The 19664-nt window shown below is 67.0% G+C and carries 20 protein-coding genes; 7 read left to right on the top strand and 13 right to left on the bottom strand.

From position 1 onward, the window contains the following. Positions 1-656 precede the first annotated feature (656 nt). The 4 genes from EV645_RS38060 to EV645_RS38045 form a co-directional block, all read right to left on the bottom strand. Positions 657-1970 carry a serine hydrolase domain-containing protein gene (locus EV645_RS38060; protein ID WP_130449436.1) on the bottom strand — a complete coding sequence of 438 codons (1314 nt, stop codon included), beginning with the start codon at positions 1968-1970 and terminating at the stop codon, positions 657-659. 66 nt (positions 1971-2036) lie between these two features. After that, positions 2037-2264, bottom strand: coding sequence for a hypothetical protein (locus EV645_RS38055; RefSeq protein ID WP_130449434.1), 228 nt, complete (start codon positions 2262-2264; stop codon positions 2037-2039). Between the two features lie 69 nt (positions 2265-2333). Next, positions 2334-2537: a KTSC domain-containing protein gene (locus tag EV645_RS38050; RefSeq protein ID WP_130449432.1), complete on the bottom strand. Its 204-nt coding sequence runs from the start codon at positions 2535-2537 to the stop codon at positions 2334-2336. Positions 2538-2588: 51 nt separating this feature from the next. After that, positions 2589-2942 (bottom strand): helix-turn-helix domain-containing protein, encoded by a 354-nt coding sequence (locus EV645_RS38045; protein WP_130449430.1) that lies wholly within the window; start codon positions 2940-2942, stop codon positions 2589-2591. Positions 2943-3082: 140 nt separating this feature from the next. Here EV645_RS38045 and EV645_RS38040 point away from each other — a divergent pair, with 140 nt between their 5' ends. After that, positions 3083-3376: a hypothetical protein gene (locus EV645_RS38040; RefSeq protein ID WP_242000911.1), complete on the top strand. Its 294-nt coding sequence runs from the start codon at positions 3083-3085 to the stop codon at positions 3374-3376. A 59-nt stretch (positions 3377-3435) separates the two neighbouring features. Here the strand turns inward: EV645_RS38040 and EV645_RS38035 are convergent, their stop codons facing one another. Then, positions 3436-4401: a hypothetical protein gene (locus EV645_RS38035; RefSeq protein ID WP_130449428.1), complete on the bottom strand. Its 966-nt coding sequence runs from the start codon at positions 4399-4401 to the stop codon at positions 3436-3438. 231 nt (positions 4402-4632) lie between these two features. Next, the gene (locus EV645_RS38030; protein ID WP_130449426.1) at positions 4633-5262 is read right to left on the bottom strand and encodes a hypothetical protein; all 630 of its coding nucleotides are present in this window, start codon (positions 5260-5262) and stop codon (positions 4633-4635) included. 211 nt (positions 5263-5473) lie between these two features. On the opposite strand from EV645_RS38030, the gene EV645_RS38025 reads away from it, so the two are divergent. Further along, entirely contained in the window at positions 5474-6298 is an 825-nt protein-coding gene (locus EV645_RS38025; protein WP_130449424.1) for an aldo/keto reductase, read from the top strand. A 222-nt stretch (positions 6299-6520) separates the two neighbouring features. On the opposite strand, the gene EV645_RS38020 is transcribed toward EV645_RS38025, so the two are convergent. From EV645_RS38020 to EV645_RS38010, 3 genes are all read right to left on the bottom strand, one after another. Then, positions 6521-9442, bottom strand: a complete 2922-nt coding sequence (locus tag EV645_RS38020) for a vitamin B12-dependent ribonucleotide reductase (protein WP_130449422.1) — start codon at positions 9440-9442, stop codon at positions 6521-6523. Positions 9443-9553: 111 nt separating this feature from the next. Beyond that, positions 9554-10048: a transcriptional regulator NrdR gene (nrdR, locus tag EV645_RS38015; RefSeq protein ID WP_130449420.1), complete on the bottom strand. Its 495-nt coding sequence runs from the start codon at positions 10046-10048 to the stop codon at positions 9554-9556. Between the two features lie 346 nt (positions 10049-10394). Beyond that, positions 10395-11180 carry a glycerophosphodiester phosphodiesterase gene (locus EV645_RS38010; RefSeq protein WP_198682127.1) on the bottom strand — a complete coding sequence of 262 codons (786 nt, stop codon included), beginning with the start codon at positions 11178-11180 and terminating at the stop codon, positions 10395-10397. Positions 11181-11264: 84 nt separating this feature from the next. On the opposite strand from EV645_RS38010, the gene EV645_RS38005 reads away from it, so the two are divergent. Further along, entirely contained in the window at positions 11265-12215 is a 951-nt protein-coding gene (locus EV645_RS38005) for a nucleoside hydrolase (protein WP_198682126.1), read from the top strand. Here EV645_RS38005 and EV645_RS38000 read toward each other — a convergent pair. Further along, complete coding sequence (locus tag EV645_RS38000) at positions 12208-12807, bottom strand: TetR/AcrR family transcriptional regulator (RefSeq protein ID WP_130449416.1); 600 nt, start codon at positions 12805-12807, stop codon at positions 12208-12210. The genes EV645_RS38005 and EV645_RS38000 overlap by 8 nt on opposite strands. Positions 12808-12881: 74 nt before the next feature. Between EV645_RS38000 and EV645_RS37995 the strand changes: the two genes are divergently transcribed. Together EV645_RS37995 and ubiG are read left to right on the top strand one after the other, a co-directional pair. After that, the gene (locus tag EV645_RS37995) at positions 12882-13448 is read left to right on the top strand and encodes a GNAT family N-acetyltransferase (RefSeq protein ID WP_242000910.1); all 567 of its coding nucleotides are present in this window, start codon (positions 12882-12884) and stop codon (positions 13446-13448) included. Continuing rightward, positions 13438-14247 carry a bifunctional 2-polyprenyl-6-hydroxyphenol methylase/3-demethylubiquinol 3-O-methyltransferase UbiG gene (gene ubiG / locus EV645_RS37990; RefSeq protein ID WP_130449414.1) on the top strand — a complete coding sequence of 270 codons (810 nt, stop codon included), beginning with the start codon at positions 13438-13440 and terminating at the stop codon, positions 14245-14247. The genes EV645_RS37995 and ubiG overlap by 11 nt, the downstream gene beginning before the upstream one ends. Here the strand turns inward: ubiG and EV645_RS37985 are convergent. Beyond that, positions 14207-14716: a LysM peptidoglycan-binding domain-containing protein gene (locus EV645_RS37985; protein ID WP_130449412.1), complete on the bottom strand. Its 510-nt coding sequence runs from the start codon at positions 14714-14716 to the stop codon at positions 14207-14209. The genes ubiG and EV645_RS37985 overlap by 41 nt on opposite strands. Positions 14717-15085: 369 nt before the next feature. On the opposite strand from EV645_RS37985, the gene lexA reads away from it, so the two are divergent. Both lexA and EV645_RS37975 read left to right on the top strand, forming a co-directional pair. Continuing rightward, positions 15086-15907, top strand: coding sequence for a transcriptional repressor LexA (lexA, locus tag EV645_RS37980; protein WP_130449410.1), 822 nt, complete (start codon positions 15086-15088; stop codon positions 15905-15907). 48 nt (positions 15908-15955) lie between these two features. Beyond that, complete coding sequence (locus tag EV645_RS37975; RefSeq protein ID WP_130449408.1) at positions 15956-16465, top strand: glutathione peroxidase; 510 nt, start codon at positions 15956-15958, stop codon at positions 16463-16465. A 158-nt stretch (positions 16466-16623) separates the two neighbouring features. On the opposite strand, the gene ligD is transcribed toward EV645_RS37975, so the two are convergent. Then, positions 16624-17601, bottom strand: a complete 978-nt coding sequence (gene ligD / locus EV645_RS37970; RefSeq protein ID WP_130449406.1) for a non-homologous end-joining DNA ligase — start codon at positions 17599-17601, stop codon at positions 16624-16626. Next, entirely contained in the window at positions 17598-19595 is a 1998-nt protein-coding gene (locus tag EV645_RS37965) for an ATP-dependent DNA helicase (protein WP_130449404.1), read from the bottom strand. Before EV645_RS37965 ends, ligD begins: the two co-directional genes overlap by 4 nt. Between the last annotated feature and the right edge of the window lie 69 nt (positions 19596-19664).

The raw sequence follows: 19664 nt of genomic DNA, 5'->3' as shown, positions 1-19664 counted from the left end.
CAGAAATCATCCGAAGCCCATGCACGGGGTTAATGCATCTTTCGGCATTGACTTTCGGCACGCTGTTGAGTTCTCAAGAATCGGACGCACACCGCGCTTCAGACTTTCGTTTGAAGCTCCGGGGCAACTCGCCCTACTTTACTGTTTCGCTTCCAGCCGGTCAAATCGGCCTTTTTCGATTCAGTCTCTCTGCGTGTCTCAGTGTCCGAAACCCACCGGGGCGTGTTTCGGCTACCAGGACCTTCAGGGAGTTTGTTGAAGGGCCGGCCGCTTTCGCGTCCTGCGCCTCGCTCCAACAAGAAGAACATTACTGACATTCATGGTGCGGATGCAAATCGGGGTCCCGGACCCTCGTCCGAGCTCCTCGGCACCCGTCCTCGACACCGGCGAACCGACGTCGAGGGAAGCAGTGCAGATCCCTCTGGTCACATCACTCACTCACGTGTCCGCGAGCGACACTTCCATCATGCCGCACCCACACAAGTCGTTTTCGCGAGGGTGACAACGAGGTGGGAGCCGGTCAGCCGGCTCCCACCTCGTCAAGTACCGCACCGTCCAGGAGACGCCTCTCGGCGAGTGGCCGCTCGTAGCGGCTTAGGTTGAGGCCCGGGGTCACGAACCGGACGGCATCAGGTGTAACCCGACGTCCCCGGAGGCTATTCCCGGACGCAGTCGAGCACGACTCCCTCCTGCGCGAAGACCAGTCCGCCGTCGCGTACCTCGAACCCTGATTCGGTTTCCGCCGCGCTGAAGCTCGTCGCCGACCTCGCCATGAACAGCTGCGAGGGCTGACGATCGAACGTCACCTCGAGCCCGCTCCCCCAGCGCTCAACAGTGAACGGCACTCTGCCGTCCAGCCGGTAAGTACCAGCCAGCTCTGCCAGGACCTCGTCACTCGGCAGATCCGGCGCCTCCACCTCACCTGGGTATCCCTCCCAGCCGTACGCCGCGGCGACCGCAGCGAACGCGTTCTGTACGACCCACCCGCCGTTGTCGCCGTTCGTCATGACTACAGCGCCCTGTCCGGTGTCGCGATCTGCCAGCAGGTGACAGCGGAATCCGGCGTTGCCCCCGCTGTGCCCGAACCGTTGGCCGGAGTCATTGAGGAAGAACCCGAGTCCCAGGTGCCCCAGCCCGCCGATTCGCTGTCCTGCGGCGATCTGGTGCGTCAACATCTCCCGTGCGAGCTCGGGCGGCAACAGTGCATCATCAGCTCCGGCGTACATCCTCTGCACGCCGATGGCTGCCTTGGCGAGGTCCGTTGGAGTCGTCCACAGGCCGGCGGCAGCCAGTTCTGGGTAGGCGTGCCAACGGCCGTCGAGTGGGCGACCACGCTCGTCGTGCGCAACGGCGGCCCTGGCGTGGAGCCCTGGAGGCAGCGGGTGCGCATAGTCGCTGTCGGACATGCCCAGCGGCTCAAGCACGAGCTCGCGAACCAGTTCACGGAACGGCTTACGAGTGACGTCCTCGAGGAGTTGCTGCATGACGATCGTGCCGCCGCCGGCGTACCGGAACTGTGTGCCTGGCACGAGGTCGACGCGTACGCCGAAGGTGTTGGTCGGTCGAACGCCATCGAGGATCTGCACCGTTGTGGGCAGCGCGGCTCCCTCGGCGTACCCAGGAAAGCCGTGGACCGTCAGTCCAGCGCTATGGCTGGCCAACTGCCGCAGTGTCACGACAGGTTGCCACGCCCCCGTCGGTGGGATCTGCCACGACGTGAGCTTTTCGTTGACGTCCTCGTCGAGGTCGAGCAGGCCGCGATCGACCAGCCGCAGCATCGCCAGTACGGCGATCGGCTTGCTGATCGACGCGGCCTGGAACAATGTGTCCGGCGCGACGGCCCGAGATCCCCCGGCCTCCACCAGACCGGCCGTACCGGTCTCGTGGACAGCACCGTCCTCGATCACCACCCAGCTCGCGCCGGGCACGTTGAATCTCTCGAGATCCGCCGTGATCTCCTCTTCCAGCATGTCGGTGTCCCTCCCGATCCAGTTCTTGCTGGAACGGTACGGCGGACACGGCTCGCTGGAGCAGGATCACCGCGACGGCTGAGGTGTGCTGCAGTCGATCTTCGGGTTGGCGCCGATGTAGTTGAGCGGGCCGGCGACGATCGTGACGAGCACCGTCCCGACCTTGGCACACGAAGTCCGTGAACTCTCGAAGTAGTGGCGCTGGGCCGCGGCCGCCAGGCCGATCAGAAGCCAGACGACAACAATGATCGTGACCGCGCGGGAACGGGTCGCAGTAGCTCTCCGGGTAGCCATGTGAATCTCCTGGTTCGACGTGCCCCCGTGCTGCGCTCCTCAGGTGCCCGCTGCGAACCTGACAGAAACTCAGATCTCGCGGAACTCGTAGTACGGCTTGATGTGCTTGTTGATGTACGCGCCGACGCTGGGCGCGGCCAGGAGCGCGGCGTACGTCGGCTGTGGGACGTCGAAGTACTGGTAGACGTAGCCGTTCACGTACTCGAGCTCCAGTGTGCCGTCGGACCATCCGACCGACCGCACACTCGACGAATTCACCAGGCGTCGCCTCATGCGTGGCTCCCTCCGCACCTCGCGCTGCGGCGCCCAGTCTGCCGCTCGGTGTCAAGCGGTGCGAGATCGCTCCGGATCATCGGTCTGCAACCGCGCCAGGGCGCGGGCCAGGTCGCCGAGGGCCGTGTTGAGCTGGGTCAGCACGGTGTCGTCGATCGGCATCTGCCGCTGGTCGAGGCCGAGGTTGGCGGCGAACCGGAGGTGTGCATCGGGGGGCGCCTGTTTGAGGTAGGTGTCGAGCGCCTCCTGGAGAAAGGGACTCGGCACGAGCTCCGGTCTCTCCCGCCATTTCGTCAGCGTGCGCGGCGAGATGCCGAGGTGCTCGGCGAAGGCTTCGTTGGTCAGGCGCAGCGCCGTGCGTAAGGCATGTGCGTGCTTACCGGTCCACTCGTCGATGACTGTCATGCTTCTCGCTCCCTTGCCTGTCGGTTACTCCCTGCTATCAGAATATGGCGATTCGGTGATCGCTGGTGGGCAGAATTTGTGCGCTGTGGATACCGGTTGAGTTCCTGGTGAGGACACGCGGTCACGCGTTGACTTGGCGCATGGACGAGATCAGCGGGAGAACCGCGACGCTGCCGTGGAGCACGCGGCGACGTCATCTGAAGGTCGCGAGCACGTCCGGGCCACGCTGCTTCCAGCTGATCCGGCACTCCGACCCCTCCGGCGTCAGCGGTACGGGTGTGATCGCCGAAGGAGTCGAGTGGAGCGACGGGACGGTCGCGCTGCACTGGGGCGGTCAGTACGCGACCACGACCGTGTGGCCCGACGGGATCGACGCACTGCTGACGATCCACGGCCACAGTGGATCGAGCACGATCCGCTGGCTGGACGAGTAGCTATGCGTAGCCGATCTCGGTGGGGCGGGCCCACCCTGCAGCCGGCCCGCCTCACCGGCCTACTCCGAGTAGAACTGCTCTCGGTAGGGGGCGTGCCGTGGGACAGGACGTTGGTGCGACTCATCTGTCGGGCTCTTCGCGCCGTTCTGTTCCGGCTCCGGGCTCTCGGAGTCGTCGAGGTCGGTCAGATCCTCGACTGCCGTGCTGAAGGCGAGTTCGGCGCGGGTCGGCCGTTGGCGTTCGATCTCCTCTGCCGAGGTACGGCGGATGGGGAGATCGTTCGCCGCGGCCGACAACTCGGCGAGGGTGTCGAGGAGACCGAGTGCCGTCTCCACGTCGCCCGGGTGGTTGACCAGCCACCAGACCGCGGCCGAGCCAGGCGTGGCGAAGACGTCATCCTTCAAGTAGGCGCGTTTGTCCTGTTCCATCCGGCGTTCGAGCAGAGTGGTCTGCTCCCGCCGATGCAGCGCGGCCAGCTGCAGGAGGTGCTTCTGGTCGGCATCCGGCAGTCGCAGTCGCACATCTGTGGCCCAGCTGCGCACGAGGCCTTTCTCGTCGAGCGCGGGTTCGCCGAGAAGCGCAGCCAGTCGGTGCTGGTTGAGCGACTCCTCCATCACCTGTTGCCTCGCGGTCAGCGATCGCGCTCGCTCCAGCAAGGCGTCGACCGCCACCGCGCCGAGGTCCGCATGGCGCGAGCCCGACAGGACGGTCGACCACTGGACGACGGCCGAGAAGCTGAATTGGAAGTCGGGCGAAGCGGACGGCAGCCGTACGTCGCTCACGGTCCGCGACGGTGGACCGCTGAAGACGGGATCCGGATCCGGCAGGACGACGGAGGGCGGCGCCGGCTTGGTCACAACTGGACGGGGTTCGTCGGGCTGCTTCCAGACGACGGCCAGCAGGACCAGGAGCACCACGGTGAGGACCACGGCCGACCAGCCCGGCAAGCCGATGACCAGCGACACCAGGTACAGCACCAGCACAATCGCGGCAGCAGTCAGGAGGGAGTTCCGGTGGAGCTTCATGGGCGCGTTCCTTCACCGCGTCGGGCGGAGGTCAGCAGGTCGGCCAATGCACTTCAGACGGCTTCCCCGTCCTCACACCATCCGAGCCACCGGCAACCCAGACCACAGACTGCGCCACACGACGAGTCCACAAAAAGTCTCACATGCCTCACCCAAAGTAGCCGCCAAAAGCGTGTCGCCGCCCACGACCTGGACGCCCCGGCGCCCAGCCGCCTGGCACTGGCAACAGGATCAGCCGGTCAGCGAGCGGAGGGCCTGGCGGGAGGGGGTGAGGAGGACGGGCTTGTAGGGGCAGCGTTGGTCGGTGAGGGTTTCGTAGGCTCGGATGGCTCGGTTGGCGGCGTCCCAGCCTTGCTCGGCGGGGGTGCGGCCGAGGCCTCGGTTGCGGACCAGGGCGCCGTAGAACGCGGAGCAGAAGACGGTCGCTTCATACCAGCCGATGACGGTGCTGGTGCCGATGTAGGTGATGTCGTCCTGCAAGCAGTCGCGGATCGCGCGTTGCCACTTGCCGATGCCGGTCTTGCAGCCGTCGGCGATGACGACTCCGCTAGCGATCCCCCATTGGCGATCCAGGAACCAGTCGGCCAGGGATCGGAGCGAAACCTGGGTCTGGCCGTCGGTGGACAGGAAGGACGGCTCCTCGCTGTGGTCACCGTGTGCCATCACGTGCAGGACCGACGACGGGGTGGTCAGGGCGGAGAAGGCGGTCTCGTGATCGCGGCTGCGGATGAAGTTCACGTCGATCACCGGCCGGTTCCAGCCTGCGTTGATGTTCCCGGTGATGCCCTGGACGAACGTCATCGACGCGTCGAACGAGCTGTCCAGACCGAGGTCCACCAGAGTGATCAGACGGTTCTTCATTTGCCCACCCCTCCAACGTGTTTCGAGGCCCCACGGGACCATCATGAACCACGGATCCGACAGTTCGCAGGGTGGTTTCCCGGCGCTGAGACAGGTCGTCCCGGCCGTACGGCGTACGGCGGATCCGGCCGGTTTCGGACGGTCGGCACGGAGGGTGCGGACTGTGATCGGCGTACGGTGTCGGGGCAGCGTCAGCCGAAGGAGGAGTTGGATGAGCCAGGGCCCAACCGTCACTTTGAGTCACGGATCTGCGATGCCGCGGATCGGGCTCGGGACGTCGCCGATGAACGATGCGGATGCCGAGCGAGCCGTGAGTGCGGCGCTCGAGCTCGGGTATCGGCTGATCGACACGGCCGAGAACTACCGCAACGAGGTCGGCGTCGGGCGGGCATTGAAGGGTGCTCCGCGCGATCAGGTCTTCGTGACCTCGAAGTTCAACAAGAGGTGGCACAGCGTCGAGGGCGCGCGTACGGCGTTCGAGGCGAGCGCGGAGAAGCTCGGCGTCGAATACCTGGACCTGCTGCTCATCCACTGGCCGAATCCGGACCAGGATCGGTACGTCGAAGCGTGGCAGGGGCTGATCGCGCTCCGGGACGCCGGACTCGTGCGCGCGATCGGTACGTCGAACTTCAAGCCGGCGCACTTGCAGCGGCTGCTCGACGAGACCGGTGTGGCGCCCGAGGTGAACCAGGTCCAGCTGAGCCCGGTGTGGGCGAAGGCAGTCGAGCGCGACTTCCATGCCAAGCACGGGATCGTCACGGAGGCATGGAGTCCGCTGGGGAAGGGCACGGACCTGCTGAGCCATCCGACGGTGCAGGACCTCGCGAAGAAGTACGAGCGGTCGCCGGGTCAGGTCGTACTGCGATGGGAGACGCAGCAAGACGTCGTACCCATCCCGAAGTCAGCCGACCGGGGCCGGCTCGCAGAGAACCTCGCAGCTTTCGACTTCGACCTGACTGCGGAGGAGCTGACTGCGCTGTCGGACCTGGACGGTACGGCGAAAGCTGCCGCCGATTCCGACCGCGCCGGCCATTGATCAGGTCGCGAAGGAGCCCGTGGCGACCGAGTAGGACTCGACGCCGCCTCCCTGCGATGGCAGATGGGTCGCCGGTGACACTGGGCGCCAGGTTGGGACCGCTTCCAGCCTTCTACCTGGGCAACTCGTGAGCGGACGCACCTCGGCCCCCGGGGGAAGTGGGAAGTTCCCGGGGGCCGTGGCGCTATCAGCTACAGAGGCAGGTCAGCTACCAGAGGCAGGTCAGCTGCAGCCGGAGGTGCTGCCGCAGCCTTCGCAGACGTAGCAGGAGCCGCTGGGGCGCATCTTGGTGCCGCAGGTGAAGCAGAGCGGGGCGTCGACCGAAGTGCCCGTGATCAGCTCGAGCATCTCGGCGGTGGTGTGAGCCTCGCCCTTGATCGGCTTGGCGGAGGCCGCCTCGACCGGCTTGTCCGCTCCGGAGGGCTCAGACGGCTCAGCAGGCTCGACCGGCTCGACCGACTTCAGGGACTCGGGCTCGGAGACCTCGACCGGGGCCAGCTCGTAGGAGCCGGTGTCGAGCTGCCGGGACCGCTCGTCCGCCGAGTAGATGCCCAGGGCGGCCCGCTCGTCGAACGGCAGGTAGTCCAAGGCCAGGCGACGGAAGATGTAGTCCATGATCGACTGCGCCATCCGGACGTCCGGGTCGTCGGTCAGACCGGCCGGCTCGAACTTCAGGTTGGTGAACTTCTGGACGTAGGTCTCCAGCGGTACGCCGTGCTGCAGGGCGATCGAGATCGCGATCGAGAAGGCGTCCATCACACCGGCAAGCGTCGAGCCCTGCTTGCCCATCTTCAGGAAGACCTCGCCGAGGCCGTCGTCCGGGTACGATCCGGCCGTCATGTAGCCCTCGGCGCCGCCGACCGAGAAGGACGTGGTGCGCGACGGACGCGACTTCGGCAGACGCTTGCGGGTCGGCCGGTACTCGATGACCTTCTCGACGATCTTCTCGGCGACCGCGGCCTCGGCAGCAACTGCAGCCTCGGCCTCGGAGGCCTTCTTCGCCTTCGCGTCCGCCAGCGGCTGACCGACCTTGCAGTTGTCGCGGTAGACCGCGAGCGCCTTCAGGCCGAGCTTCCAGCCCTGGAAGTAGACGTCGGCGATCTCCTCGACCGTCGCGGTCTCCGGCAGGTTCACCGTCTTCGAGATCGCGCCGGACAGGAACGGCTGCGCCGCTGCCATCATCCGCACGTGGCCCATCGGCTTGATGGCCCGCTCACCCATCGCGGTGTCGAAGATCTCGTAGTGCTCCGGCTTCAGGCCCGGGGCGTCGACGACGTGACCGTTCTCGGCGATGTACTCGACGACCGCCTCGATCGTCTCCTCGGTGTAGCCGTACTGACGCAGCGCCCGCGGGACGGTCTGGTTGACGATCTGCATCGAACCGCCGCCGACCAGCTTCTTGAACTTGACCAGCGAGAAGTCCGGCTCGATACCGGTCGTGTCGCAGTCCATCATGAAGCCGATGGTGCCGGTCGGTGCGAGCACCGACGCCTGGGCGTTCCGCCAGCCGTTCTTCGCGCCGACCTTCAGTACGCCGTCCCAGGCCGCGGCCGCGTGCTTGTGGACGTCCTTGTCGATCTCGTGGATCGTCCGGATCGCGTCGTTGGCCGCCGCGTGCTTGCGCATCACCCGGGTGTGGGCGTCCTTGTTCCGCTCGAAGCCGTCGTACGCACCGACGATGCCGGCCAGCTCCGCGGAGCGCTTGTACGACGTACCGGTCATCAGCGAGGTGATAGCGCCCGCCAGTGCGCGACCACCGTCGGAGTCGTACGCGTGGCCGGTTGCCATCAGCAGTGCACCGAGGTTGGCGTAGCCGATACCGAGCTGCCGGTACGCGCGGGTGGTGACGCCGATCGCCTCGGTCGGGAAGTCCGCGAAGCAGATCGAGATGTCCATCGAGGTGATGATCAGCTCGACCGCCTTGACGAACTTCTCCGAGTCGAAGAGGTCGTCATCGCGGAGGAACTTCATCAGGTTCAGCGATGCCAGGTTGCAGGACGAGTTGTCCAGGTGCATGTACTCCGAGCACGGGTTGGACGCGGTGATCCGGCCCGTCTCCGGCGTCGTGTGCCAGTCGTTGATCGTGTCGTCGTACTGCAGACCCGGGTCTGCGCAGGCCCACGCGGCCTGGGCGATCTTGTCGAACAGGTTCCGCGCGTCGACGGTCTCGATGACCGAGTTGTCGAGCCGCGCCCGCAGGCCGAAGTCGCCCTTCTCCTCGACCGCACGCATGAACTCGTCCGAAACCCGGACCGAGTTGTTCGCGTTCTGGTACTGCACGGAGGTGATGTCGCGACCGCCGAGGTCCATGTCGAAGCCCGCGTCACGCAGGATGCGGATCTTCTCCTCCTCGCGCATCTTGGTGTCGACGAACTCCTCGATGTCCGGGTGGTCGACGTCGAGCACGACCATCTTGGCCGCACGGCGCGTCGCGCCGCCGGACTTGATCGTGCCTGCCGACGCGTCCGCGCCGCGCATGAACGAGACCGGGCCCGAGGCGGTGCCGCCGCTGGACTGCAGCAGCTCCTTCGACGAGCGGATCCGGGACAGGTTCAGGCCTGCGCCCGAGCCGCCCTTGAAGATCAGGCCCTCTTCCTTGTACCAGTTCAGGATCGACTCCATCGAGTCGTCCACGGCGAGGATGAAGCAGGCCGACACCTGCTGCGGCGAGGACGTCCCGACGTTGAACCAGACCGGCGAGTTGAAGCTGAAGTACTGGTGCAGGAGCAGCCAGGTGATCTCCTGCTCGAAGACCTCCGCATCGGCGGGCGTGGTGAAGTAGCCGTGCTCCTCGCCGGCGCGGCGGTAGGTCTTCACGACCCGGTCGAGCAGCTGCTTGAGGCTCCACTCCCGGTTGTCGTGGCTGACCGCGCCACGGAAGTACTTCGTGGTGACGATGGTCGAGGCGTTGACGCTCCAGAAGTCGGGGAACTCGACCCCGCGCTGCTCGAAGACCGTCTCACCCGTCTTCCAGTTCTGCTGCACGACGTCGCGACGCTCCCACGTCACCTCGTCGTACGGGTGGACGCCTTCGGTGCTGAAGACGCGCTCGATGGTGAGTCCCGTGGGCGCGTTCTTCCGCCCGCGGAACCCGGCCGCCGACCGCTTGGTCGACCCCGAGTGGCCGGTCACCGTCTCTGTCATGGTTGCTCCTCGCCCTGTGTCTACTACCGCGGTCTGTCGGGACCGCCCCGTTGGAGTGCTGCGTGAACGCCACATACCGCCTGTATTTCTTGGAATTACCGTTCCCCCGGTTTACGTCTGTTGGGTCGGCTTGAGCTGGCCCGGCTCGGTGCCCTGCGGCTCCTTCTCGGCCCGCAGCAGCGCGATCTCGGTCTCGAAATCGTCGGCGGACTCGAACTGCCGGTACACGCTCGCGAACCGCAGGTACGCGACCTCGTCCAGCTCCCGCAGCGGCCCGAGGATCGCGAGTCCGACCTCGTGCGCGGGAACCTCCGGCGAGCCGCTGCCCTTCAGCGCGTCCTCGACCTTCTGACCCAGGCGCGCGAGCTGGTCGGCGTTCACCGGCCGGCCCTTGCACGCCTTGCCGACCCCGTTGATGACCTTCTCCCGGCTGAACGGCTCGGTCGCGCCCGAGCGCTTCACGACCGTGAGCTGCATCTGCTCGACAGTGGTGAACCGCTTCTCGCAGACCGGGCACTGACGCCGGCGGCGGATCGCTCCGCCGTCCTCGGCCACCCGGCTGTCGACCACCCGTGAGTCGGCGTGCCGGCAATACGGACAGTGCACGACGAATCACTCCTCCCATGACTACCCCCGAGGGGGCAGGTTGTGGATCAGCCTGGGGACAACTTGTGTAGAACCTGTGTGCAACCAACCACTACCTGTGGAAAATTACACCCGTGTAACCACTACATCTAGGGATCCTAGATCGCTGCTCCGACAGTTTGCAAGCACGCCCCGATCGCCCGCGCGTGTCTAGGTTCCAACACTCGCGCGGGCTCGTGTACTCCCGCGTGGCGTCGCCCGAATGACCCTTTCGAGGCGCAAACTACGGCCTCCGCGGCGGAGCACTTCCGGGACGGTTCGAGGGCGCTTCGAGGGCGGTTCGAGGGCGGGAGGCGGCCCGGATGGCTCAGCCCGCGAGCGCGAAGCGGCCGGCGTTCCAGCCGGCGAGTTCGGCCGGGCAGTTGGTGATGACGCCGTCCACGCCGGCTCGCTCGAGCGCGTCCCAGCGGTTCGGGTCGTCGACCGTCCACACGTTGACCGCGACGCCGGCCGCGTGCAGCTCAGGGATGATCCCGGGCCGGGTCTGCAGCGCCGCATCGGACGGGTTGTACGACGTCAGCTCGAGGTCCTTCGCGATCGCGATCGCGACCGGGTCCGGGTCGAGCGCGAAGCGGAGCAGGCCGAGCGGCAGTTCGGGCGCGAGCTCGCGGACCCAGCGCAGGTGCTGCGGCTCGAAGCTCTGCACGAACACGCGGCCGTTCATCCGGTGCACCTGGATCTCCTGCACGATCCGTACGACGGAGGATCGCGCGTGCTCGCCCTTGATCTCGAGCAGCAGATTGCCGCCGCGGGTCTTGAGGCCGTCGAGCTGGGCTCCCAGCGTGCGTACCCGCTGTCCCGCGAACGCCGGTGCGAACCACGAGCCCGCGTCCAGCTCCGCGACCTCAGCAGCCGTGAGCGACTGGATCGGACCGGTCCCGTCGGTGGTGCGGTCGACGGTCTCGTCGTGCATGACGACCGGTACGCCGTCCTTCGTCGTCCGTACGTCGTTCTCGATCCACTCGGCGCCGGCGCGACGGGCAGCCTCGTCGGAGGCGGCGGTGTTCTCGGGGGCGGCGGACGAATTGCCACGGTGGGCCCAGATCCGCAACTGCGTGCCGGGCGCGCGGAGGAACGACTCGGTCCGAGACATCACCACGGACCTAAGCCCGCCGAGACGAACGGCGCCCGAGCCGATGATGAAGCGACGGCCAACGCCGGATGTGAGGATGTCGGCATGAAGCCGGTGATTCTCGATGTCGACACGGGCCTGGACGACGCCTGTGCGCTGCTGCTCGCCGCTCGGCACCCCGAGCTCGACCTCAAGGCCGTGACCTGCGCCGGCGGCAACGTCGGACTTGATGACGTCGTCCGGAACACCCTCACGGTGCTCGATGCCGCGGGCCGGCCGGATGTGCCGGTCGCGCGCGGTGCCGCCGTACCGCTGCTTCAGCCGGTGCGGATGGCGCGGCATGTCCACGGGGCCGATGGGCTCGGGGACATCGACTGGCCGCGGTCGGCGCGGACGACGGATCCGCGGCACGCGGTCGAGCTGCTGCGCGACGTACTGCGGGAGGCCGCGGCGACCGGTGAGCTGATCACGCTGATTCCGTTGGCGCCGCTGACGAATATCGCGTTGCTGCTGCGGACGTATCCGGATGCGACGGCCGGATTGCGCGAGATCGTGTTCATGGGTGGCGCCGCAGGGATCGGGAACGCGACGGCATCGGCGGAGTTCAATATCTGGACCGACCCGGAGGCGGCCGCGATCGTGCTGACCGCGGCCAGTGAACTCGACGTGCCGACGACGATGTACGGGCTGGATGTCTTCTACGACGTGGTGGTCACGTTGGAGCAGGCGCGTGGGTTGAGCGGATCGCCGTCGGCGGAGCTGGCGCGGAAGCTGATCGAGAAGCGGAGCAGCCTGTACCAATCCGATGGAGCGAGCATCGGCGACGGCGGCGCGGTGTGTGCGGTGATCGATCCGTCCGGCCTGACGACGCAGCCGTTCCCGGTGCGGATCGAGTTGTCGGGAAGCTGGTCGCGCGGGCGGACCATCGTCGACACGCGGGACTGGTCGGCCGATCTGACCAGCGACCCGCATGGTCTGTCGCCGACGACGGTTCAGGTCGCGACGGCGGTGGACGGCAAGCGGTACGCCGAGATGTGGCTCGCGACCGTCAGCTGACCAGATCGACCAGGCGGGCGCGTACGCCGTACAGGAAAAGGTCGAGGCCGTCGGTGAAGACGTCCGGGGTGCCGACCGACGCTGCGGACTCCGCGACGACGGCGGCCAGGCTCCATCGAGCGGTGACTTCGAACAGGTGACGCGCTTCGGACTCTGGTACGCCGAGTCGGACGAGGGCGTCGATCTGGGCACGGATGAGCTCTGCACGGGATCCGTCGCCCTGGTCGCGATCAGACGTGGCCTTTGACTGGATCAGTCCGGCCAGCCCTGGGTGATCGGCGTAGAAGGCGCGCAGTTCGAGGGAGCCGGATCTCGTCAGTGCGATCCACGCGTCGATGGTCTGCAGCTTCTCGTACGCCGCGTTGTCCGCGGCGAACTGATCGAACGCGTTGCGTGCAACCAGGTCGAGTAGGTCGGACTTGTTGTGGACGTGGTGATACAGGGTTGGCGCGCGGACGTGGAGCCGTTCGGCGACCGCGCGCATCGTCAGGCCGTCGACGCCGTCTGCGCGGATGACAGCCAAGGCGGCGTCGGCGATCGCAGGCACCGTGATGCCGGCAGCCGCATGGGACGACGGGTCGCGTCTGGTCATGAAATCTCGTTGTCGGGGTGGTTGGGTGCGGGTACTGTCTAACGTCATTAGACAGCGTAGCCGAGGATGGTGCCGTGACTGGATTCCGACCCGCGTACCCACTGCGGACCGAGCGGCTGGAGCTGCGGCCGCATCGGATGGACGACCTTGATGATCTGTACGCGTTCCATTCGCGGCCGGAGGTGGTGCGGTACACGCCGTGGCCGGTGCGCGATCGCGAGGAGACGCGGGTCGCGCTGGAGAAGAAGCTCTCGCAGGGCGAGCTGACGGAGTCGGGCCAGTGGCTGGTGCTCGCGATCGAGCTTCGCGAGAGCGGCACCGTGATCGGCGAGGTCCTGCTGAAGTGGGAGAGCGAGATCGATCGTCAGGGCGAGATCGGGTTCGCGCTGCACACGGCGTACCAGGGCAAAGGGCTGGCGGCGGAGGCGGCGCGGGAGATGTTGCGGGTCGGGTTCGAGGAGCTCGGGCTGCACCGGATCGTCGCGGTGCTGGACGATCGGAACGACGCGTCGGCTCGATTGCTCGAGCGGCTGGGGATGCGTCGGGAGGCGCATTTCATCGACGCACTCCAGTTCAAGGGCGAATGGGCGAACGAGTACGTGTACGCCTTGCGGGAGGACGATTGGCGTGATGCCGATTGACAATGCGATCTACGACCGGCTGGGCAGCGGCTGGTGGGACGAGTCGAATCCACTGAATGCGCTGAACGGCAGCTTCACGCCTGCGCGGTTCGCGTACTTCCGCGACGTACTCGATCGACTCGGACTCGATCCGGCCGGCCTGCGCGCCGTCGACGTCGGATGCGGCGGTGGCTTCCTGGCCGAGGAGTTCGCGCACATCGGATGCCGAGTCCTCGGCGTCGATCCGTCAGAGGTGTCGATCAGGACGGCGCGGCAGCACGCAACGGCGTCCGGGCTGAAGATCGGGTACGTCGTGAATGCCGGCGAACGGCTTGCGCTCAAGGACGAGAGCGTCGATATCGCGTACTGCTGTGATGTGCTCGAGCATGTCGCGGAGTTGGATCAAGTTGTCGCGGAGACGGCCCGGGTGCTGAAGCCCGGCGGGGTCTACCTGTTCGACACGATCAACCGGACTCGGGCCTCGAAGCTGTTCTTCATCAAGCTGCTACAGGAGTGGAGATTGACGCGGGTTGTCGACACCGGCGTCCACTCCTGGGCGATGTTCATCAAGCCGCTCGAACTCGAGGCGATTCTGCGGCGGCACGGCCTGCGGCTGGGCGAGATCGTCGGACTCGGGCCGCGAGCAGGTCTGGCGTCATTGGGGTGGAACTTCGTGCGGGTGCGACTCGGGCAGCTGTCGTTCGGCGAGGCGAGTCGGCGGATGGATATCGGTCAGGTGCGGCGGATCGATCTGTCCTACCTGGGCTACGCCACCAAGCTCAGCCGGCGATCGGGATCTGGAGCGTCTCCCCCGGGGTGATGTCGGCCGGGCTGGAGAGTTTGTTCAGGTCGGCGATCTTCTCGACGATCGTCGCGGGATCCTCGGCGGGGTTGGTGTTCTGCGCGATCGACCAGAGGGTCTGACCGGGCGCCACCTGGACCGGGACGGTGTGGGTGAAGTGTGGGCCGGGCTCGATTACGCCGGTGACGCGGAGACCCAGGACGACGATCGCCGAGCCGAAGATCAAGACCGACACGGCGGTCAGCAGCATGCGCCCGCGGCGGGTCAGGCGGAGGGCGGACGGCTCGACCTCGGGGCGCTGACGGGTCGGCGTGGCGTGGCGGCCGAGCGCCTCGCCGGAGCAGGCCCGGACCGGAAGCGAGTCGGTCGCTCCGTCGATGCGCGGCCGACGGCGCAGCGCTGTCACCGGTGTGGTCACCGGCGCCACGGCGGGCTCGGGTGAGCGGTGTGGTGCCAGTGGGTTTGCCGCCAGAGCTGCTGTGCTCATCGGATCCTCCAGACCTCGGTCAGTGCGCGTCCTGCGGTGTTGAGTCCTGTCTACCGGCCGCCTCCGACAGTTTCTGAAGTTCGGCCGGCCCGGCCCCGACCGAACACCTGTTCGATCGAACGTCTGTACGAATGATTAACCGACAGGCACCCGTCGCGCAACCACTTCCAACCAGGACACGCCCGCGAAATTCCCTGACGCCGAAGTTGCCCGCGTGCGGCTTATAACCTGACACACGAACAGATGTGCGAACCGACACGCCTTCGAACAGATGTTTGAAGAATCTCAGAATTCGGTCTACGGTCATCACAGTCGAGCAAGCTTCGGCCGGTGGTGTGATCGCCGGCCCGACCCGAGGAGCAACCACCGATGGCCAGGACGCCGAGCGGACCCAGCAAGGATGACCGGGGTGGCGGGGCGGGACAGCAAGGACCCGCGCGCACCGGTGCGGACAAGGCTGCGGACAAGGCTGCGGACCGGACCGTGAGCGAGCTGCCCGACGGGCCGGCCGACGCGACCGGTCTGACCCCGCGCCAGCGCCGCGTGCTGGACGTGATCCGCGATTCGGTGGACAGCCGCGGCTACCCGCCCTCGATGCGCGAGATCGGCGAGAAGGTCGGGCTGACCAGTTCCTCCTCGGTGTCACACCAGCTTCGCGTGCTCGAGCAGAAGGGTCTGCTGCGCCGCGATCCCAACCGGCCAAGGGCGATCGAGGTCCGTTACCCGGGTGAGGTCGACGCGGCCGCCCGCCGTTCGGCGCTCGGCTCGGTGCGGCAGACGACGTACGACGAGACCGGTGCCGGCGACGCGCATCCGGACGCGGTCTACGTGCCGGTGGTCGGCCAGATCGCCGCCGGTAACCCGATCCTGGCCGAGCAGGAGATCGAAGAGGTCTTCCCGTTGCCTAAGGCAATGGTCGGCGAGGGCACGCTGTTCATGCTGAAGGTCAAGGGCGAGTCGATGATCGACGCGGCGATCTGCGACGGCGACTGGGTCGTCGTCCGGCAGGAGCAGACCGCGGAGAACGGCGACATCGTGGCCGCGATGATCGACGGCGAGGCGACCGTGAAGACGTTCAAGAAGACCAAGACCGAGATCCTGCTGCTGCCGCACAACCCGGCCTTCGAGCCGATCGACGGTAAGGACGCCGTCATTCTCGGAAAGGTCGTAACAGTTCTGCGCCGAGTCTGACATGTCAGACGGCGAGCGAAGTCCGGCGTGTCGTGTCAGCATTGAGCTATGACGACTGTCTATGACTTCAGCGCCACGCGGATCGAAGGCAATGAACAGTCTCTTGCCGATTTCCGCGACCAGGTGCTCCTGGTGGTGAACACGGCGTCGCAGTGTGCCCAGACCCCGCAGTACACAGGTCTTCAGAAGCTCTACCGGACGTACCGCCGGCAGGGCTTCTCGGTGCTCGGCTTTCCCTGCGACCAGTTCGGCCACCAGGAGCCCGGTGACGAGAACGAGATCGCGAACTTCTGCTCGACGATCTACCACGTCACGTTCCCGATGTTCGCCAAGATCGATGTCAACGGATCGAGGACGATTCCGTTGTACAACTGGCTGAAACGCGAGCAGGGCGGCCTGCTCGGCGGCCGGATCAAGTGGAACTTCACGAAGTTCCTGCTCGGCCGCGACGGCGGGGTGATCGCGCGTTACTCGCCCACCCACTCGCCGGAGAAGCTGGCCGACAAGATCGAGGCGGCACTGGCGGTGCCGGCACCGTCGCGGGAAACGAACGACTGACCCTGACCGCGATTCGGGGCCGTACGCAACTGTCGGCTTGCTGAATTCCTGCGACAGCTGAACAGAAGGCGTCGCAGCACCTCAGAATCTTCTCCGCATTTCGAACATTTCCTGCTGCTGCCTGCATGTCGCGGCGGCCTGCAAATGCAGCTGCACAGTCAGTTTCGCGAGACGAGAACCGTCTCCGGGTTGATGTCGAGGCGCAATCCACGCCAGACCGGATGCCGGAGCCGGCCGTCGCCGCCCCAGCCGGAGAAGGTGACCTCGGCGACCAGGACGGGATCGAGCCAGTGTGCCCGCCGCCGGTCGGTCATCGGGATGCTCGACGGGTCGAACGACGGGCGGTCGATCTCGAGCCCGGCCAGCTCGGCGCTGAGCATGTCGAGGGTCGCGAAGTCCAGGCCGGATCCGACCTTGCCGATCAGCACGAGCTCGCCGCCGGGTTCGGCGTACGCGCCGCAGTAGAACGAGCCGATCGTCCCTTCGCGGTTGCCCTCCCCCGGATGCCATCCGCACAGCACGACATCCCTGGTCTGCACCGGCTTGATCTTGATCCAGTCGGAGCTGCGACGGCCAGGGAGGTAGCGGGACTTGCGCCGTTTCGCGACGACGCCTTCGAGCCCTTGTGCGGCGGACTGGTCCAAGGCCTCCGAACCGTCCTGCAGCGCGGGCGGGATCTCCCAGAACGGGTCGCCGATGTCGAGCGAGTCGAGCAGTCCGCGACGATCGTCGTACGTTGCCTCTAGCAACCACTTGCCGTCGAAGCGGAGGACGTCGAAGAGCCGGACCGAGACCGGCACCTCGGTGATCAGATGTCTGAGCTGACGTGGATCGCGCACGTGCATCCGCCGCTGCAGCAGGCCGAACGACGGCGCGCCCTTCTCGTCCAGCGTGACGATCTCACCATCGAGTACGGCGGGCAGCCGCAGGCCCGGCGCTTCGGCGAGACCAAGCAGCTCCGGGTACCCGCCGGAGACATCGTGGCTGTTGCGCGACCAGAGCCGGCACACGCCGTCGTCGACCTCGGCGATCACGCGGATGCCGTCCCACTTCAGTTCGTACGACCAGCCCGAACCTGATGGCATCTGCCCCAGCGACGCCATCATCGGCAGCACGGGCGGACCGGCCGGACTCATGTGGACTGCAGTCGTTTCAAGGCGCCGAGCACCTTCTCACGATCGGCGGTCGGCCACATCGGGGGCAAGGAGGCGCGCAGGAACGCGCCGTACCGCTGGGTGACGATGCGGGGGTCGAGGATCGCGACGACGCCGCGATCGGTACTGCGGCGGATCAACCGGCCGGTCCCCTGCGCGAGCAGCAGTCCGGCGTGCGTCGCGGCCACGGCCATGAACCCGTTGCCGCCCGCTTCGTCGACCGCGCGCTGGCGGGCCGCCATCAGGGGCTCATCGGGCCGCGGGAACGGGACGCGGTCGATGATCACCAGGTTGCAGGTCGAACCCGGCACGTCGATCCCCTGCCACAGGGACAGCGTCCCGAACAGCGAGGTCTCCGGGTCGTCGACGAACTCGCGGGCGAGCTCCCCGAGCTGCGCATCGCCCTGACACAGCACCTTCAGGTCGGTGGCCTCGCGTACGGCGGCTGTCGCTGCCTCGGCGGCGCGGCGGGACGAGAACAGACCGAGCGTCCGGCCGCCCGCCGCGGTGATCAGGTCGATGATCTCCTCGAACTGCTTCTTGCCCAGGCCGTCGCGGTGGGGCGGCGGCAGGTGCTTCGCGACATACAGAATCGCCTGCTTCTCGTACTCGAACGGGGAGCCGACGTCGAGACCGCGCCACGGCAGCGGGGCGGTTTCGTCGTCGGAGTCGAGTTCCGGCATCTCGTCGTCGTCAGCGAGCTTGTCCGCGGGCCGGAGACCGACCTGGCGGGCGATCGCATCGAAGTCACCGCCGAGCGTCAGCGTCGCGGACGTCAGAATGGCGGTGCGGTCGCGCAGCACCAGCTCGCGAAGCAGGCCGGCCACAGTCAGCGGGGCGATCCGGAGCTCGCGGCCGAAGCGGTCGCGGTCGATCATCCAGACAACGTCGAGGTCGCTCAGCGCAGCGACGCGTTCGGCGACGTCGAAGATCTCCTTGACCGCGCCCTTGGACTGCCGCTTGGCGCCGTCCGGGTCGTCGTCCTTGTCGTCGGACTTCTTGTTGAGGTCGGAGTACATCCCGCGGGCCGCGTCGCGGACCAAGGCAGCGGCCTCGAGGACGGGCCCGTTCGATGCCTCGATCCGCCCCTCGCGGGTGCCGTCGAGGGCTGCGCGGAGGGCGTCGGAGGCGTCGATCAGGTCGTCGGCCTTGTCGTCGTCGACGAACCGGCGGGCCCGCTTGGCGGCGCGCTCGACCATCTGCGGCGACAGCTCGTCACCCGCGGCACCGGTGACCCGGGCGGGCAGCTCGTGCGCCTCGTCGACGATGACGACGTCGTGCTCGGGCAGAACCGTGCGGTTCTCGAAGGCGTCGATCGAGAGCAGGGCGTGGTTGGTGATGACGATGTCGGCCTTGCGGGCGTGCTCCTTGGCCTTCTCGGCGAAGCACTCCTCGCCGTACGGGCATTTCTGCGCGCCGAGGCACTCGCGCGCGGCGATCGCGATCTGCTGCCAGGCCTGGTACTGATGGGAGGGCGCGTGGTCGCGGTCGCCCGCCTCGCCGTCGGCCAGCTGCTGCTCGGCCCAGTCGCGGAGCTCGATGACCTGGCGACCGACCTCGCCCGGCGGCGGCACATCGACGAGCATCCCGTCGTCGTCCGGCGCGCCCTCGCGGATCCGGTGCAGGCAGGCGTAGTTGTTCCGCCCCTTCTGGATCGCGTACTTCGGTCTGCGCGGCAGGAGCTTCTCGGTCGCGTCGAGGAGCGCCGGGACGTCGCGGTCGACAAGCTGCGACTGCAATGCGAGGGTCGCGGTGGAGACGACCACGCGGCGGTCCTCGATCGCATGCAGCAGCGCGGGCACGAGGTATCCGAGGGACTTGCCGGTGCCGGTGCCGGCCTGCACGAGCAGATGCGATCCGTCGTGCATCGCGGTGTCCACGGCTTGCGCCATCTCCACCTGCCCAGGCCGTGTCTGACCGGCGATCCCGGCCACGGCAGCTTCCAGCAGATCCCGCACATCAACACCCACCGCCACACCCTAGCCCGATGGACCGACAGATTTCCGGTCCGGCGGGCGAGGGTGTGGATAACCCTGTGTGGTACC

Source organism: Kribbella rubisoli (genome assembly GCF_004217145.1).
Classification (GTDB): Bacteria; Actinomycetota; Actinomycetes; order Propionibacteriales; family Kribbellaceae; genus Kribbella; species Kribbella rubisoli.
Note: the sequence above shows the minus strand (reverse complement) of the source record. Positions and strands in the feature narration are given on the sequence as shown.

Coding starts and splice junctions, on each gene's coding strand:
- EV645_RS38060 (WP_130449436.1), bottom strand. CDS start 1,970: ATGCTGGAAGAGGAGATCACGGCGGATCTCGAGAGATTCAACGTGCCC.
- EV645_RS38055 (WP_130449434.1), bottom strand. CDS start 2,264: ATGGCTACCCGGAGAGCTACTGCGACCCGTTCCCGCGCGGTCACGATC.
- EV645_RS38050 (WP_130449432.1), bottom strand. CDS start 2,537: ATGAGGCGACGCCTGGTGAATTCGTCGAGTGTGCGGTCGGTCGGATGG.
- EV645_RS38045 (WP_130449430.1), bottom strand. CDS start 2,942: ATGACAGTCATCGACGAGTGGACCGGTAAGCACGCACATGCCTTACGC.
- EV645_RS38040 (WP_242000911.1), top strand. CDS start 3,083: ATGGACGAGATCAGCGGGAGAACCGCGACGCTGCCGTGGAGCACGCGG.
- EV645_RS38035 (WP_130449428.1), bottom strand. CDS start 4,401: ATGAAGCTCCACCGGAACTCCCTCCTGACTGCTGCCGCGATTGTGCTG.
- EV645_RS38030 (WP_130449426.1), bottom strand. CDS start 5,262: ATGAAGAACCGTCTGATCACTCTGGTGGACCTCGGTCTGGACAGCTCG.
- EV645_RS38025 (WP_130449424.1), top strand. CDS start 5,474: ATGAGCCAGGGCCCAACCGTCACTTTGAGTCACGGATCTGCGATGCCG.
- EV645_RS38020 (WP_130449422.1), bottom strand. CDS start 9,442: ATGACAGAGACGGTGACCGGCCACTCGGGGTCGACCAAGCGGTCGGCG.
- EV645_RS38010 (WP_198682127.1), bottom strand. CDS start 11,180: ATGTCTCGGACCGAGTCGTTCCTCCGCGCGCCCGGCACGCAGTTGCGG.
- EV645_RS38005 (WP_198682126.1), top strand. CDS start 11,265: ATGAAGCCGGTGATTCTCGATGTCGACACGGGCCTGGACGACGCCTGT.
- EV645_RS38000 (WP_130449416.1), bottom strand. CDS start 12,807: ATGACCAGACGCGACCCGTCGTCCCATGCGGCTGCCGGCATCACGGTG.
- ubiG (WP_130449414.1), top strand. CDS start 13,438: ATGCCGATTGACAATGCGATCTACGACCGGCTGGGCAGCGGCTGGTGG.
- EV645_RS37985 (WP_130449412.1), bottom strand. CDS start 14,716: ATGAGCACAGCAGCTCTGGCGGCAAACCCACTGGCACCACACCGCTCA.
- lexA (WP_130449410.1), top strand. CDS start 15,086: ATGGCCAGGACGCCGAGCGGACCCAGCAAGGATGACCGGGGTGGCGGG.
- EV645_RS37975 (WP_130449408.1), top strand. CDS start 15,956: ATGACGACTGTCTATGACTTCAGCGCCACGCGGATCGAAGGCAATGAA.
- ligD (WP_130449406.1), bottom strand. CDS start 17,601: ATGAGTCCGGCCGGTCCGCCCGTGCTGCCGATGATGGCGTCGCTGGGG.